This is a genomic window from Clostridium sp. Cult1 (assembly GCF_021655095.1).
Classification (GTDB): domain Bacteria; phylum Bacillota; class Clostridia; order Tissierellales; family Tepidimicrobiaceae; genus Schnuerera.
This window is the reverse complement of the sequence record NZ_PPXW01000001.1, coordinates 837,929-853,451: the sequence shown is the minus strand read 5'-3', so window position 1 is coordinate 853,451 and position 15,523 is coordinate 837,929. Positions and strand designations below refer to the sequence as shown.

The following is a 15,523-nucleotide window of genomic DNA, read 5'->3' as shown; positions in this document are numbered from 1 at the left end:
TCTATTAATTAGAATGTTTTGTCCTTATATTTTCATATCCTCTTTCATCGATTTCTTTTGCTAGTTCTATTCCACCGGTTTTAACAATTTTTCCATCTAAGAGAATATGAACAAAATCAGGTTTAAGATAATCTAATAACTTGTTATAATGGGTTATTACTAAAATAGATTTTTTATCATCTTGAACTCTATTAACTCCTTCAGCTACTATCCTTATAGCATCAACATCAAGGCCTGAATCTGTTTCGTCTAATATAGCCAGTTTAGGCTCAAGTATTGACATTTGAAGAATTTCATTTTTCTTCTTTTCGCCACCAGAGAATCCCTGATTTAAATATCTAGAAGCATATTCTTCACCCATTTCCAATAGTTCCATTTTTTCTGTTAATAATTTTTTGAAGGCTATAACTCCATGAAACTTTCCAGTTACCGAAGTTTTAGCAGTTCTTAAAAATTCCTCTACGGTAACTCCAGGGATTTCTTCTGGGTATTGGAAAGATAGAAATATTCCTTTTTTAGCTCTTTCATCTGCCCTAAGGTCATTAATCAATTCACCATTGAAGATTATGTCTCCTTCTGCAATTTCATATTTAGGATGTCCCATTAGGGTATAGGCTAAAGTGGATTTTCCACTTCCATTAGGACCCATGATAATATGGATTTCTCCTTCATTAATTTGAAGATTAAGGCCTTTTAGTATTTCCTTGTCTTCTATATTTGTCTTTAAATTCTTTATATTTAATAGATTTTTTGCCATAGATACTCTCCTTTACAAATAATAATCTTTACTAATTGATAACTATTCTCATTACAGTATACCATAATTCTTGGAAAAAACATACCGTTTTACTAGGATATAATAAAAAATTTCCTAATAGGATGAAATCAGAGAATTATAACGAAAGAATAAAATATAGTTTTTTAAAAAAGAATGATATAATATATTTAGAAAGGAAAAAGTATTAGAATAGGAGTTGTTTATGGATTTAAAACGATATATTATAGATAAATCAAAAGAATTAAATATCGATATGATAGGGTTTACAGACTGTGAACTTTTAAACAATAAAAAAGATTATCTTATTGTCAGACAAAAGAAAAATCGACAAACGGAATTTGAGGAAAGGGATATAGATAAAAGAATTAACCCAAGGCTAACTTTTTCCCAATGTAAAACTATAATTGTAATTGGATTATCTTATAATAATAGATTAAATGAAAGGGTAGACTATAAGCTGAAAGGTTTGATTTCAAAATCATCCTGGGGCATAGATTACCATATAGTCCTAAAAAGTAGAATGGAGGATTTGATTAAAGAAATAAGGAAGATAACGAATTTTACCTATAAGTATTTTGTTGATACAGGACCTTTGATAGATAGAGAATTAGCTAATAAGTCGGGTATAGGATATTATGGAAAGAATTGTTCTATTATAAATGATGAATACGGATCATTCATATTTATAGGCTACATACTAACTGATTTAGATATAAATTTTATCCCTGTATCTATTGGCAGTCGATGTAGAGATTGTAATATATGCATTGATCATTGTCCTACTGGAGCTTTGGAAGGACCTTTTAAGTTTAATCCTAAAAAATGTATATCCTATTTAACACAAACTAAGGAAAAAATACCTTATGAACTAAGGGACAAGATGGGAATAAAGATTTATGGTTGTGACACATGTCAACTTGTATGTCCTAAGAATAAGGATATACAAGAATCAAACCATGAAGAGTTTATCCCAAAGGTTACCAAAGGATATATGGATATAGAAGAACTTTTTTCTATATCCAATAGGCAATTTAAGGAGAAATATGGGAAAATGGCTGGTAGCTGGAGGGGGAAAAATATCTTAAAAAGAAATGGAATAATTGCCCTAGGAAATGCAAGAGATAGGGAAAACACTAAATTATTAGAATCCTTATTAAATGATCCTAATCCTATGATTAGAGAGTATGCTGCATGGGCTATTCTAAAAATAGATTTGGAATATGGAAAGGAGATGATAGAGAAAAGGATAGAAACAGAAAAAGATGTAAACACAAGGGAAGAAATGAAAAATCTTATTAAATATTTTATTCACAAAGGTTGCCAACAAGAATAAAATTTATGTTATACTATATTTGTGTTAAAAAACCTAAAATCATAATATAGGAGGGGAACACCTTGGCTAATGTCCATGAGTTAAATTATTTAAAAGAAAAGATTGAAGAACTTAAGAAAGAAGGAGTATATAGAAAGCTACCAATATTAGAAGGAGCAAATGAAGCTGAAATAATTTTAAATGGGAAAAAGGTAATTAATCTATCATCAAACAATTACCTTGGGTTTGCAAATCATCCAAGGTTGAAAAAAGCAGCTATAGAAGCAGTAGAAAAATATGGAGCAGGTGCAGGAGCAGTAAGGACAATTGTTGGTAATATGTCTATTCATGAAGAACTAGAAGAATTATTATCTAAATTTAAACGAGAAGAAGCTGCATTTATCTATCAATCAGGATTTAATTGTAATGCTGGAACAATCCAAGCTATAACAGAAGCTGGAGATTTAATAATATCTGATGAATTAAACCATGCTTCTATAATAGATGGTACTAGATTAAGTAAAGCAGACAGAAAAATATTTAAGCATTCCGATTTAGATAATTTAGAACAAGTACTTAAAGAAAATAGAGATAAATATAGAAATGTTCTAATAATCACTGACGGAGTATTTAGTATGGATGGAGATATTGCTAAATTACCAGAAATAGTTGAATTGGCTGAAAAATATGAAGCTATGACCTATGTAGATGATGCTCACGGTTCAGGAGTTTTAGGAGAAAGTGGTAGGGGAACAGTTGACCACTTTGGATTACATGGTAGAGTAGATTTTTCAATAGGTACTCTTTCAAAAGCTATTGGAGTAGTAGGAGGATATGTGGCAGGATCAAAGACTATGTATGAATGGTTAAATCATAGAGCTAGACCAGTGCTATTTAGTACTTCATTACCACCTGCAGCAGTAGGAGCTATAATGGAAGCAATAAAAATGTTAATGGAGTCTACAGAATATACAGATAAACTATGGGATAATGCTAAATACTTTAAACAAAAACTTGGAACTCTTGGATTCAATACTGGTCATAGCGAAACACCAATTACACCAGTTATAATTGGAGACGAAGCTGAAACTATGGAGTTCAGTAAAAAGTTATTGGAAAATGGTGTATTTGTTTCAGCAATAGTATTCCCAACTGTACCAAGAGGAACAGGAAGGGTTAGATGTATGGTAACAGCAGGACACACTAAGGAACAATTAGATAGAGCTGTAGATATATTTGAAAAGGTTGGAAAAGAGATGAAGGTATTAAAATAAGAAAAGAGGATTTTATCCTCTTTTTTTATAATCATAGAAGCTCTTATTTGTCTTTTAAGGTTGAAATCATTAGTGTATAATTATAAAATATATTCAATGTTATTTTGCATCGAGGTGAATCTATGATAGTTGGAATTTGTTCGATAAAATTAATGTTATATGAATCAAACTCCCTTAAAGACAAAAGACATATAATAAAGAGTGTAATGGGTCGAATCCAATCGAGGTTTAATGTATCTATAGCTGAAGTAGGATTAAATGATAGTTGGAAAACTTCAATAATTGGATTTTCATGTGTTACAAATGATACTGGTCATGCAAATAAAACTATCTCTAAAATACTAAAATTTATTGATGGAGATAGTAGGGTAGAAATAATAGACTATAATATTGAAATTTTGTAGGTGATTATATGAAAAAGGTACTAACTAAAGAGGAGATAAAAAAAGTAATAGATATTTTAATGGAATTATATCCAGATGCAAAGGCAGAGTTAAATTATTCAAACCCATTTGAATTACTGATAGCAACAATTCTTTCTGCCCAATGTACAGATGTACAAGTTAATAAAACAACAGCTAAACTCTTTAAAGAATTAAAAACTCCTGAAGATTATCTTAAATTAACTGAAGAAGAATTGGGGGAAAAGATCCGATCTTGTGGATTTTATAAAACGAAGAGTAAAAATATCTTAGGTACTTGTAAACTGCTAATTGAAGAATTTAATGGAGAGGTACCTAGTTCGTTAGAGGAGTTGATAACCCTACCCGGAGTTGGTAGAAAGACTGCTAATGTAGTTTTAAGCAATGCTTTTTCAACACCTGCTATAGCAGTAGATACCCATGTTTTTAGGGTATCTAATAGGATAGGATTAGCAGATAGCAATAATGTTTTAGACACTGAAAAGGATCTGATGGATAGTATAGATAGGGATATGTGGTCTAAAGCTCATCATTTATTGATATTTCATGGTCGTAGGGTTTGTAAAGCAAGGAGACCCCTATGTGGTAAATGTCCATTAAAAGATTATTGCTTCTATTATAAAGAAGAAATTAATAAAGAATGAAAGGGCTGTTAGCATGAAACAGTGGGAAAATTCAAAAGAAAATTTGATTTTTTCTTTAGATATAGGGACTAGAACTATAATTGGAATTGTAGGAAAGTATACAGAAGACCAGAAATTAAATGTACTAGCATATTCAATCAGGGAACATAGCAAAAGATATATGTATGATGGGCAGATTCATGATATCGATGGAGTTACTGAAATCGTTAAAGAGATAAAAGAAGAATTAGAAGAAAAACTAGGGACAAGCTTAAAGAAGGTTTTTATTGCTGCTGCTGGTAGATCATTACGGACTTGTAGAGTAAAAGTAGATAAAGATATAAGAGATAATTCTGAAATTACAAGAAATATAGTAGAGGTTCTAGAATTAGAAGCTGTACAAAAAGCCCAAGAAATTATTAATAATAATGAAGAGGAAAACAGACTAAAGTATTACAATATTGGGTATACGGTTATTAATTACTATTTGGATGGCAATATAATGAATAAGTTGGAAGGCCATAGAGGATCTAGAATAGGAGTAAACCTGTTAGCCACATTTTTACCCCAGATGGTTATAGAAGGTCTATATTCAGTTATATCAAAGGCAGGTCTTGAAGTTGGTAATATTACTTTAGAACCAATAGCAGCTATAAATGTGGCTATTAAAGAAGAGTTAAGACTATTGAATTTAGCATTAATAGATATAGGAGCGGGCACATCAGATATTGCAATAACTAAAGATGGCAAAATAATGGCTTATGCTATGACATCCCAAGCAGGGGATGAAATAACAGAAGCCCTATCCCAAAAATATCTATTAGATTTTAACGGTGGTGAAAAATTAAAAATACAACTTAGCTCTAAAGAGGTCCATGAATTTATTGACGTTGTTGGTGTACAACATAAATTAACTACAAAAGAAATAATAAAAAGTATCTATGAAACAATAGAGAGTATAGCTAATGAAATAGTAGAGAAGATAATTGAGTTTAATGAAAAAGCCCCAAGTGCCGTTTTTCTAATTGGGGGTAGTAGCCAAATGCCTGGATTGAAAGATTGTATTGCTGAAAAATTGGGTTTGCCTAAAGAAAGAGTCTCTATTCGAGATTCGAGTTTTATCGAAAATTTAGAAGGGTTAAGTTCTAATATTAATGGACCAGATATAATAACTCCAATTGGAATAGCAATAGAAGGAGCTGCCCAAAGATATAGAAACTTTCTGCAAATTAAGTTCAATGATGAAGAGATTCGTATATTCAACACGGAAAAAGTAAAAGTTTCTGATATACTTGTGTTAACTGGCTATAATCCAAGAAATTTGATACCCAAATTGGGCAATGATTTTACTTATTATGTAAATGGTGAAAGAAGAATAATTTTAGGGGAAGAAGGAAAACCTGCTATAATATATGTAAATAATGATATTGGGAACTTAAATACTCATTTAAAAGACGGAGATATATTGAAGGTTATTAAGGCGACTCAAGGGAAGAATAGAAAGCCTTATTTATCCGAGTGCATTTCTAAGGTAAAAATGGTAAGTTATAATAACCGAAAATACAATCTAATAAAGGAAATCAAGATAAATGGAAATAAAGTAGAAGATAATCCTATAATAAATGAAGGGGATAGAATAGATATTGTTCAGATCAATACTCTAGGAGATTTTTTGGAATTTTTAAATGTAGATGTATCTGCTTCTAATATTTTAATAAATGGGAGAGAAGCTAAATACGATACTCCGTTAAAAGAAGAAGACGTTATTACCGTAATTAAAAGGAAAACTTTAGAGTTAATTATTAATGGAGAATATAAAATAATAGAATATAACAAAGATGAATTTGTATTTGTAGATATATTCGACTATATAGATTTCGATTTATCGGAGCTAAGGGGAAATTTGATACTAAAAATAAATGGAAAAGAGGCTGAATACATGGCCCCCTTAAAAAATGGAGATGAATTACAAATATTTTGGAGCAAGTAGTATTCTAATAGAAATAATACATATATTTAATAATATATAAAATTATATAAGTGGAGGCCAAGTATGGAAGGGATTAATAAAAAAGCAAGAATAATATTGATAATAATGTTTGTTTTCCTTGCTATTATTTTAGGGTTAGGTTTTTATGGCTATTTTAAAGTATTAAGTACAGAATTAATATATGAGGGTGTAAAGGTTGAAGAATATGACCTTTCATTTATGACCAAGGAAGAGGCTTTAAAATTAATAAAGGACAAAAAGAGAGAAGAGATAAATAAGAAAATAATGACTCTCATATATGTAGATGAAGAATATAGATATAGATTAGATGAATTAGGATTTAATTTAAATTATGAAAAGGCTGTTGATCAAGCCTATGCAGTGGGAAGAAATGGGAATATATTTAAAAGGATTAAAGAAATAATCCGTACTAAAAGAAATGGGGTAGAGATTTCCCTAGACTCAAATCTGAATATGGAAATGATAGACCATATTGTTGAAACTATTAGCCACGATATAGATAAAGAAGCAAAAAGTGCAGAATTCCATTTTAATAATGGAAATATAAGTATTACAGATGAGATAGTAGGTAAAATTGTAGATAGAGAAAAATTGCGTCAAATAATTCAAAATAATATAGATACATTAGATATTGTTCAGATACCTGTGGAAGATATAATTCCTAAAGTGACAAAAAGCTTATTAAGTAGAATTAATGGAGTTATAGGAGAGTATTCTACTTCTTTTAAAGGAAGTAGTCAAAATAGAATCGAAAACATTAGGTTATCTGCAAATTCAATTAGAGGTAAAATTTTAATGCCAGGTGAGTCCATGTCATTTAATGAAACTACTGGACCAAGGGCCAAAAAGTATGGTTACAAAGAAGCCAGTGTAATAATAGCTGGAGAATATACTCCTGATGTAGGGGGAGGGGTATGTCAAACATCTACGACTCTTTACAATGCTTTGTTATTAGCAGATGTTACAATTTTGGAAAGGTCACCCCATTCAATACCTGCCAAATATGTGAAATTTGGGCAAGATGCAGCAGTTGCCTTTGGATTTTTAGATTTGAAATTTAGAAATGATTTCGACTACCCTATATATTTTGACTCAAAAATAGTGGGAGATCGTATTTATTTCTATGTTTATGGAGATAGACAATCAAAAGATTATACTGTAAAAATTGACTCTGAAATAGTGGAGACTATTCATGCTAAAGAAGAAACTGTATTAGATAAAACCTTGGAGCCGGGTAGCAAGGTTTTAGTACAAGAAGGCAGAACAGGTTATAAGGTAAATACCTATAAGTCTATAATAAAAAATGGCAAGACTGTAAGCAGAGATTTAATTAGCAAGGATTTTTATAGACCAAGAAACTTTATTTATAGGATAGGTGAAGAAATTACTACTACCACATCTACCACTGATAAAGATGGTTGGCTAGATGATTTGGTAGAAGATGGTGAAATAGATGATACAACTGAAGATGAAAATGTGGGAGATTAATGCAAGGAGGAATTTTTTTTGACAGAAATAGATGAATTATATGACAAAACGATAGAATGTCCTATTTGCAATATAGAATTTACGTCTAAAAAAGTAAGAGCTTCAAAATTAAGATTAATTAAAAGGGATGAAGATTTTTTATCATATTATGAAGGAGAAAACCCATTAAAATATAATGTGTTTATTTGCCCTAATTGTGGATATGCAGCAACAGAAGGGAAATTTCTTTCAATTAGCAGAAAGGATAAGGAAATTATTTTAAATGAGATTACTTCTAAGTGGAACAAAAGAAGTTATGGTAATAAAAGAACTATAGATGAAGCAATAATTACCTACAAGTTAGCTCTTTATATTGGTCAATTATTAGACTATAAAAAAATCGATTTAGGTTCCTTATGTTTAAATTTAGCTTGGTTATATAGGCTTAAGGGACAGGAAGATGAAGAAATAAGGTTTTTAGGTTTTACAAAGGATTTTTATAAAGAAGGGTTCTATAAAGAATCTTTAGTAGACACTAATATGGATGAACTGAAACTAGGTTATCTATTGGGAGAAATCAATAGAAGACTTGGGAACAAAGATGAAGCTGTAAAATGGTTTAATGGCATTTTATCAAATCCCAATATAAATTCTAATCCTATGTTAGAGAAAATGGTCAGAGAACAGTGGAGATTAACAAGGGAAGGATAAAGTTATGGATATTAAATATTATGAATTTGATACACCCATAGGACAAATGATTATATTTTTTTCGATTAAAGGTATAGTTTATCTTTATCTATTAGACGATAGCAAGGAAGATATAATAGGGCATGTAAATCGAAAATATGGACAAACTAGAAAGGTCGATAAAAATAACTATGACTATCATATGCAAATAATAGAATATTTAGAAGGAAAGTTAAAGAAATTTTCTCTACCTCTAGATCTAAGAGGAACTGATTTTCAGAAGAAGGTATGGATAGAGCTTCTAAAAATCCCCTATGGAGAAACCATATCCTATAAGGAAATGGCAATAAACATTGGAACACCTAAAGGGTATAGGGCAGTAGGTGGTGCACTAAATAAAAATCCTGTTCTCATAGTAGTACCTTGCCATAGGGTAATTGGTTCCAATGGTAACTTAGTTGGTTTTGGTGGTGGATTAAAATTGAAAGAGAGGTTATTGGCTTTAGAAAGTAATAATCGGATTATTAACTAGAGGATTTATATTGTATTAAAGTCAATAAAAAACTCTTTTTTTGTCAAAAAAAGAGTTTTTTATTGACTATTTATAATTTTATGGTATATTAAATTTGGCAAATGAAGAGGAGGAAAATAGATGAGATACAAACTAATAGCTATAGATATGGATGGAACACTGTTAAACAGCAATAATAAGGTTTCTGATAGAACTAGAGAAGTTTTACTCAGGGCTATTGATGAAGATATATATATTGTTTTATCAACTGGAAGAATATTAAGATCTGCTTTGTACTTTAGCAAAGACATAGGATTAAATTATCCTATTATTGCTTGTAACGGTGCTCTGATTTCTACTAGTAATGGAAAAGATATAATATATGAAAACCCTATGAACTTAGAATCAGCTAAGAAAATAGTTGAATTAGCAGAAGATAATGGTATCTATTACCATTTTTACGATACTAATACCTTTTATGCTAAAGAAACTGGTTATGGAGACTTGGAACACTATGAATCCTACAAAAATAATTTGATAAAACAACAGATAAATCTTAACATATTTCAAAATTCCATGGAGATTCTAAATAATAAGAAGCCAGTGATCTATAAATTTGTTTTTATTGAAGATGATATTGATAAGCTTTTAGATTTTAGAGAAAAGTTGAAAGATATTAAGGGGACAAATGTATCTAGTTCATGGCATAACAATATTGAAGTGATGAATGAAGGAGTATCAAAAGGTACGGGATTAAACTATTTAATCGATAAATTAAATATAGACAAATCAGAAGTAGTGGCAATAGGTGATAATGAAAATGATATATCCATGTTTAAAGTGGCAGGATTAGCGGTTGGCATGAGGAATGGTGATGAAAGTATTAAAAATCATGTACATGTATTTACGGATACTAATGACGAAGATGGAGTAGCCAAGGCAATAGAGAATTATGTACTCAATAAATAAAAAGGAGCGTTGTTAATGGGGCTAAATATCGTACTTGTAGAACCTGAAATACCTCAAAATACTGGTAATATAGCTAGAACATGCTCTCTCACCAATACAAATCTTCATTTAGTTAAACCTCTGGGTTTTTCCGTAGAAGATAAATATTTGAAAAGAGCAGGGTTAGATTATTGGAATTTGGTGAAGATTTATTATTATGAAAATTTTAATGAGTTGATGGAAAAATATAATGACAAAAGTTTTTTCTATGCTACTACTAAGGGGAATCAATATTATACAGATGTAAGATATATGGAAGATTCTTTTATTGTATTTGGAAAAGAAACAAAAGGTCTTCCAGATGAAGTATTAAATAAAAATTGGAGTAAAACAATAAAGATTCCAATGAAACAAGGCATAAAAAGGTCATTGAACCTAGCGAATTCTGTAAATATTATATTATTTGAAGCTTTAAGGCAGTTAAACTTCCCACAATTAGAGTAATGTTTTACAAAACTTTAATAAATCAAACTCCAAAATTGTATTAATATAGAATTAGACTCATGCAAAAGAAAAACCAGAAAAAATTTAATTTTGGTCAGGAGGGTGCAAATGGACATTGCGTTACCAGTATTAGGTGGTCTAGGACTTTTCTTATATGGTATGAATTTAATGGGCACAGGTTTACAAAAAGCTGCAGGAGAAAAGTTAAAGAAATTAATAGAAATATTAACAAACAATAGACTTATGGGAGTGGTAGTTGGGGCTTTGGTTACAATGGTAATACAAAGTAGTAGTGCTACTACAGTTATGGTAATAGGATTTGTAAATGCTGGTCTTATGACTTTATACCAAGCTGTAGGGGTCATAATGGGCGCTAATATAGGAACCACTATAACAGCTCAACTAATTGCATTCAAGTTAACGGATCTTGCTCCATTGGCTGTTGCAATTGGAGTAGGGGTTTGGATTGCCACATCCAGAAAAAGGGCTAAAAATTTAGCGGAAATAATGATAGGTTTTGGTATACTTTTTATTGGTATGGATATGATGGGTAACGGACTAAAACCTTTAGCTGGGAATCCTATTTTTTCGAATATTATGGTGAGCCTAAAGGATCCTTTTCTAGGTATATTAGTTGGACTAGGATTGACTACAATATTACAAAGTAGTAGTGCTTCCATTGGTTTATTACAAGCTTTAGCTTCCCAAGGACTTATTGGTCTAGATATTGCATTCCCAATACTATTTGGTGATAATATTGGTACAACAACAACTGCTTTAATATCCAGTGTGGGTACTAATAAAACAGCAAAAAGAGCTGCAGTTATACACTTTTTATTTAATTTAATAGGTACTATTATCTTTATGACTTTACTTAGGAAGCCAATAGAAAGTATTGTATTAAGGGTATCTCCTAACGACATACAAAGGCAAATAGCTAATGCCCATACATTATTTAACATATTAAATGTGGCTATACAACTTCCTTTTGCTAGACTTTTAGTAAAAGCAGCTATGAAATTAGTTCCTGGTGATGTAGAAGAAGCTACTGAAGCCGGATTAAAATTTCTGGATCTGAGAATTATAGAAACTCCATCCATTGCTTTAGGTCAAGTAACAAAAGAAATACTTAGAATGGGAAAAATTGTAGAGGATAATTTAGTTGTTGCAGCAAAAGCGTTTAAAAATAAAGACGAAAAAATGACTCAAGAAGTATTTTCTCAAGAAAAAGTAATCAATAGATTAGAAAGTGATATTGTAAGGTATTTAGTAGAACTCTCCAACGCACCTTTGACAGATGAACAACATACTCAGGTAAATATTCTAATAAACGTGGTAAATGATATAGAAAGAGTTGGAGATCATGCAGATAATATTGCAGAATTAGCCCAATTAGGAATAGATGAAAGACTCCAATTTAGTGAGGAAGCTATTGAAGAATTCGATAATATATTTTCAAAGAGTTTAGAAGTATTTAAAAAGACCTTAGAGGCTTTAAGGGATGTGGATTTTGACAAGGCAAGAGAAGTACTTAGACTGGAAGAAGAAATAGACTCTTTAGAAAAAGAATACAGAACGACACATATAGAAAGGCTGAACAAACTACTATGTCAACCAAATTCGGGGGCTATATTTCTAGACTTGTTGAGTAATTTAGAGAGGGTTTCTGACCATTCCTCTAATATATCTCTTTATGTGTTGGATCAACTTAAAGATTAAAAATAAAAATATTTTTTAAAAAAAGGGCTTGTTTTAATTAAATTTATATATTATAATGTCAATGAAGTGTGAAAAAAATATCAAACAACTATATAATATCGGATGAAAAGTGCGGGAGAGACCAAATATATTTTGGCGCCGAAGGAATAAGTCATAAAGTTTGCCACTTTATGATGATGATCTCAGGCAAAAGAACCGTACTTTGACGAAACTCTGAAAAGCATAGGCACCGAAGGAGCAATCCATTTACGTGGGGAAACTCTCAGGTTATAGAACAGAGTGGAAGGCAAGTAATAGTTCCTTCTATTCTGTTTTTTTAATGTTTTAAATAAGATATTTTCTGGGTAAACTATTTATGTATGAGTTTTTTATAACGAAACTTGTTTTATTATCAAATTTCTATTATTATAATGGTATAAGATGATTATCTTAATACCATAACCTATCTACAGAATAGAGGAAAACATTACATAAAAATGTGGGAATCTAACTTTCATCAAAACTGTGTTATGCATTACTATTGATAAGAGAATATTATTGAATTGTTTATGGTAAATTAAAGTAATGAAAGCAACACAATAATCTTTTCAAAGGAGGAAAAAATATGGTCTATGATGTTGTCATTATAGGAGCAGGTCCTGCAGGATTAGCAGCTGGACTATACGCTTCAAGAGCTAGACTAAAAACCCTTATATTAGAAAAAGAAAAAGCTGGAGGACAAATAGTTTCAACAGCTGAAGTAGCAAATTATCCTGGTTCTATAGAAAACGCTACTGGTCCAACTTTGGTAGCAAGAATGGTAGAACAGGCAGAGGAATTTGGAGCAGAAAAAGTTCTTGACACAATCAAGGAAGTTGAATTAGATGGCAAAATAAAAGTACTTAAAGGAGAAAAAGACGAGTATCAAGCAAAAACTGTTATTATTGCAACTGGCGCCAATCCAAGACCAATAGGTTGTCCAGGCGAGAAAGAGCTAACTGGAAGAGGAGTTTCCTATTGTGCTACATGTGATGCAGCTTTCTTTGAAGACATGGAAGTATTTGTAGTAGGTGGTGGAGACACTGCTGTAGAAGAAGGTATGTACCTAACTAAGTTTGCTAGAAAGGTTACAATAATCCACAGAAGAGATGAATTAAGAGCTGCTAAATCCATTCAAGAGAAAGCATTTAAGAATGAAAAAATGGATTTCATGTGGGATTCAGTAGTAGAAGAAATAAAAGGCGATGGAATTGTTGAATCCATGGTAGTTAAAAATGTTAAAACAGGAGAATTAACAGAGATATTTGCAGATGAAGATGATGGAACCTTTGGAATCTTCCCATTTATTGGATTTATTCCAGCTACTGAATTGTTTACTGATAAAGTTAACTTGAACAATGGTTATATTGAAACTGATGAAGATATGAAAACTAATATCCCAGGAGTGTTTGCTGCTGGTGATGTTAGGGTAAAATCTTTAAGGCAAGTTGTTACAGCAACTGCTGATGGAGCAATAGCAGCTGTTCAAGCTGAAAAATACATCAATGAAGTATTTGATGTTTAAAAAATAATTATAGGAGGGATACTTATGGTAGAGTTAGATAAAAATAATTTTGAAGAAGAAGTTCAAAAAGCAGAAGGATATGTATTAGTTGATTACTGGGGACCAACTTGTGAACCATGTAAGGCATTAATGCCTCATGTTCATGAATTGGCAGAAAAATATGGTGACAAAGTTAAATTCTGTTCACTAGACATTACTAAAGCTAGAAGATTGGCAATAAAGCAAAAGGTAATGGGATTACCTGCAATTATCATCTATAAAGATGGTGAAGAAGTAGAAAGATTAGCAGAATCCGAAGCAACAGCATCTGCTGTAGAAGAATTAGTTAAAAAGTATGCTTAATTGATTTTAATTCTGGGCTTCGGCCCGGAGTTAAGATATATGTTCCAAAATAAGGGGAGGTGAACTATATGCGTCTTGAATTAGGCCATGTGCTTATTAATGACGTTCAATTTGGTGAAGAAACCAAAATTGATAATGGGGTGCTTTATGTTAACAAAGAAGAATTAATAACTTTAATTAAAGAAGATGAGCACCTAAAAGAAGTAGACGTAGAAATTGCAAAACCTGGTGAAAGCATAAGGATTACTCCTGTTAAAGATGTAATAGAACCTAGAGTTAAGGTAGAGGGACCAGGAGGAATTTTCCCAGGAGTATTGTCAAAGGTTGATGTTGTAGGTAGTGGAAAGACTAATGTACTAAAGGGTTGTGCAGTAGTTACTACAGGTAAAATTGTAGGATTCCAAGAAGGGATCATCGACATGACAGGTCCAGGAGCAGATTATACTCCGTTTTCAAAATTAAACAATATAGTTTTAACTTGTGAACCTGTAGATAATCTAAAACAACACGATCATGAAAGAGCAGTTAGATTTGCAGGGTTTAAGGCTGCTAAATATTTAGCAGAAGCAGCTAAAGAGTTAACACCTGATAAGGTTGAAGTATATGAGACATTACCATTACTTGAAAGTATAGAAAAATATCCAAACTTACCAAAAGTAGCATATGTTCAAATGCTTCAATCACAAGGATTACTTCATGACACCTATGTTTATGGAGTAGACGCAAAACAAATAGTTCCAACTTTAATGTATCCAACAGAGATAATGGATGGAGCTATAATAAGCGGTAACTGTGTATCCGCTTGTGATAAGAATACGACTTATCATCATTTAAATAATCCAGTAGTTCAAGATTTGTATGCAAAACACGGCAAGGAGATAAATTTCCTTGGAGTAATAATAACTAATGAAAACGTGTATTTAGCAGACAAAGAAAGATCTTCAAACTGGACTGCTAAACTTGCAGAATACCTTGGATTAGATGGAGTTGTAATATCACAAGAGGGTTTTGGAAACCCAGATACAGACTTAATTATGAACTGTAAGAAAATAGAACAAAAAGGCATAAAAACAGTTATTATTACTGATGAATATGCTGGTAGGGATGGAGCAAGCCAATCCTTGGCTGATGCAGATCCACTAGCTAATGCAGTTGTAACTGGTGGAAATGCCAATGAGGTTATAGAATTACCTCCAATGGATAAGGTAATAGGCCATACAGAATTTATTGATATTATAGCTGGTGGTTTTGATGGTAGCCTTAAAGAAGATGGCTCTATAGTAGTAGAACTTCAAGCTATAACAGGTGCTACAAATGAATTAGGATTTAATAAAATGTCTGCTAAAGGATTCTAAAGGCAGAGAATATATAGGATTTTA

General features: G+C 31.4%; 15 protein-coding genes and 1 riboswitch. Of the genes, 14 read left to right on the top strand and 1 reads right to left on the bottom strand.

Annotated features, from left to right (window positions below):
- Window positions 1–4: 4 nt before the first annotated feature.
- Entirely contained in the window at window positions 5–757 is a 753-nt protein-coding gene (gene sufC, locus C3E89_RS04050) for a Fe-S cluster assembly ATPase SufC (protein WP_236911206.1), read from the bottom strand.
- A gap of 223 nt (window positions 758–980) precedes the next feature.
- Between sufC and queG the strand changes: the two genes are divergently transcribed.
- The 14 genes from queG (at window position 981) to C3E89_RS03980 (ending at window position 15,499) form a co-directional block, all read left to right on the top strand.
- A complete protein-coding gene (gene queG, locus C3E89_RS04045; RefSeq protein ID WP_236911205.1) occupies window positions 981–2,111 on the top strand; it encodes a tRNA epoxyqueuosine(34) reductase QueG in 1,131 nt (376 codons plus the stop codon).
- 62 nt (window positions 2,112–2,173) lie between these two features.
- A complete protein-coding gene (locus tag C3E89_RS04040) occupies window positions 2,174–3,364 on the top strand; it encodes a glycine C-acetyltransferase (protein WP_236911204.1) in 1,191 nt (396 codons plus the stop codon).
- Window positions 3,365–3,486: 122 nt separating this feature from the next.
- A complete protein-coding gene (locus C3E89_RS04035; RefSeq protein WP_236911203.1) occupies window positions 3,487–3,768 on the top strand; it encodes a DUF503 domain-containing protein in 282 nt (93 codons plus the stop codon).
- Between the two features lie 8 nt (window positions 3,769–3,776).
- Entirely contained in the window at window positions 3,777–4,430 is a 654-nt protein-coding gene (gene nth / locus C3E89_RS04030; protein ID WP_236911202.1) for an endonuclease III, read from the top strand.
- A gap of 13 nt (window positions 4,431–4,443) precedes the next feature.
- Window positions 4,444–6,399, top strand: a complete 1,956-nt coding sequence (locus C3E89_RS04025; protein ID WP_236911201.1) for a cell division FtsA domain-containing protein — start codon at window positions 4,444–4,446, stop codon at window positions 6,397–6,399.
- 63 nt (window positions 6,400–6,462) lie between these two features.
- Window positions 6,463–7,908, top strand: a complete 1,446-nt coding sequence (locus C3E89_RS04020) for a VanW family protein (RefSeq protein WP_236911200.1) — start codon at window positions 6,463–6,465, stop codon at window positions 7,906–7,908.
- A gap of 18 nt (window positions 7,909–7,926) precedes the next feature.
- A complete protein-coding gene (locus tag C3E89_RS04015; protein WP_236911199.1) occupies window positions 7,927–8,598 on the top strand; it encodes a DUF2225 domain-containing protein in 672 nt (223 codons plus the stop codon).
- Between the two features lie 4 nt (window positions 8,599–8,602).
- Window positions 8,603–9,109, top strand: a complete 507-nt coding sequence (locus C3E89_RS04010) for a methylated-DNA--[protein]-cysteine S-methyltransferase (RefSeq protein WP_236911198.1) — start codon at window positions 8,603–8,605, stop codon at window positions 9,107–9,109.
- A 120-nt stretch (window positions 9,110–9,229) separates the two neighbouring features.
- Complete coding sequence (locus C3E89_RS04005; protein ID WP_236911197.1) at window positions 9,230–10,057, top strand: Cof-type HAD-IIB family hydrolase; 828 nt, start codon at window positions 9,230–9,232, stop codon at window positions 10,055–10,057.
- Window positions 10,058–10,072: 15 nt separating this feature from the next.
- Window positions 10,073–10,540: a tRNA (uridine(34)/cytosine(34)/5-carboxymethylaminomethyluridine(34)-2'-O)-methyltransferase TrmL gene (gene trmL, locus C3E89_RS04000; RefSeq protein ID WP_236911196.1), complete on the top strand. Its 468-nt coding sequence runs from the start codon at window positions 10,073–10,075 to the stop codon at window positions 10,538–10,540.
- 108 nt (window positions 10,541–10,648) lie between these two features.
- Window positions 10,649–12,259: a Na/Pi cotransporter family protein gene (locus C3E89_RS03995; RefSeq protein ID WP_236911195.1), complete on the top strand. Its 1,611-nt coding sequence runs from the start codon at window positions 10,649–10,651 to the stop codon at window positions 12,257–12,259.
- A 102-nt stretch (window positions 12,260–12,361) separates the two neighbouring features.
- Window positions 12,362–12,467, top strand: a riboswitch (glycine riboswitch).
- Window positions 12,468–12,863: 396 nt separating this feature from the next.
- Entirely contained in the window at window positions 12,864–13,802 is a 939-nt protein-coding gene (gene trxB, locus C3E89_RS03990) for a thioredoxin-disulfide reductase (protein WP_236911194.1), read from the top strand.
- A 24-nt stretch (window positions 13,803–13,826) separates the two neighbouring features.
- Complete coding sequence (gene trxA / locus C3E89_RS03985) at window positions 13,827–14,144, top strand: thioredoxin TrxA (RefSeq protein ID WP_236911193.1); 318 nt, start codon at window positions 13,827–13,829, stop codon at window positions 14,142–14,144.
- 68 nt (window positions 14,145–14,212) lie between these two features.
- Window positions 14,213–15,499 carry a glycine/sarcosine/betaine reductase component B subunit gene (locus C3E89_RS03980; protein ID WP_236911192.1) on the top strand — a complete coding sequence of 429 codons (1,287 nt, stop codon included), beginning with the start codon at window positions 14,213–14,215 and terminating at the stop codon, window positions 15,497–15,499.
- Window positions 15,500–15,523: the final 24 nt, after the last annotated feature.

Excerpts from the sequence above, each read along its gene's own strand:
- C3E89_RS04020 (WP_236911200.1), top strand. The coding sequence starts at position 6,463 with ATGGAAGGGATTAATAAAAAAGCAAGAATAATATTGATAATAATGTTT.
- C3E89_RS04025 (WP_236911201.1), top strand. The coding sequence starts at position 4,444 with ATGAAACAGTGGGAAAATTCAAAAGAAAATTTGATTTTTTCTTTAGAT.
- sufC (WP_236911206.1), bottom strand. The coding sequence starts at position 757 with ATGGCAAAAAATCTATTAAATATAAAGAATTTAAAGACAAATATAGAA.
- C3E89_RS04005 (WP_236911197.1), top strand. The coding sequence starts at position 9,230 with ATGAGATACAAACTAATAGCTATAGATATGGATGGAACACTGTTAAAC.
- trxB (WP_236911194.1), top strand. The coding sequence starts at position 12,864 with ATGGTCTATGATGTTGTCATTATAGGAGCAGGTCCTGCAGGATTAGCA.
- C3E89_RS04035 (WP_236911203.1), top strand. The coding sequence starts at position 3,487 with ATGATAGTTGGAATTTGTTCGATAAAATTAATGTTATATGAATCAAAC.
- C3E89_RS04010 (WP_236911198.1), top strand. The coding sequence starts at position 8,603 with ATGGATATTAAATATTATGAATTTGATACACCCATAGGACAAATGATT.
- C3E89_RS03995 (WP_236911195.1), top strand. The coding sequence starts at position 10,649 with ATGGACATTGCGTTACCAGTATTAGGTGGTCTAGGACTTTTCTTATAT.
- nth (WP_236911202.1), top strand. The coding sequence starts at position 3,777 with ATGAAAAAGGTACTAACTAAAGAGGAGATAAAAAAAGTAATAGATATT.
- C3E89_RS03980 (WP_236911192.1), top strand. The coding sequence starts at position 14,213 with ATGCGTCTTGAATTAGGCCATGTGCTTATTAATGACGTTCAATTTGGT.
- trxA (WP_236911193.1), top strand. The coding sequence starts at position 13,827 with ATGGTAGAGTTAGATAAAAATAATTTTGAAGAAGAAGTTCAAAAAGCA.
- trmL (WP_236911196.1), top strand. The coding sequence starts at position 10,073 with ATGGGGCTAAATATCGTACTTGTAGAACCTGAAATACCTCAAAATACT.
- queG (WP_236911205.1), top strand. The coding sequence starts at position 981 with ATGGATTTAAAACGATATATTATAGATAAATCAAAAGAATTAAATATC.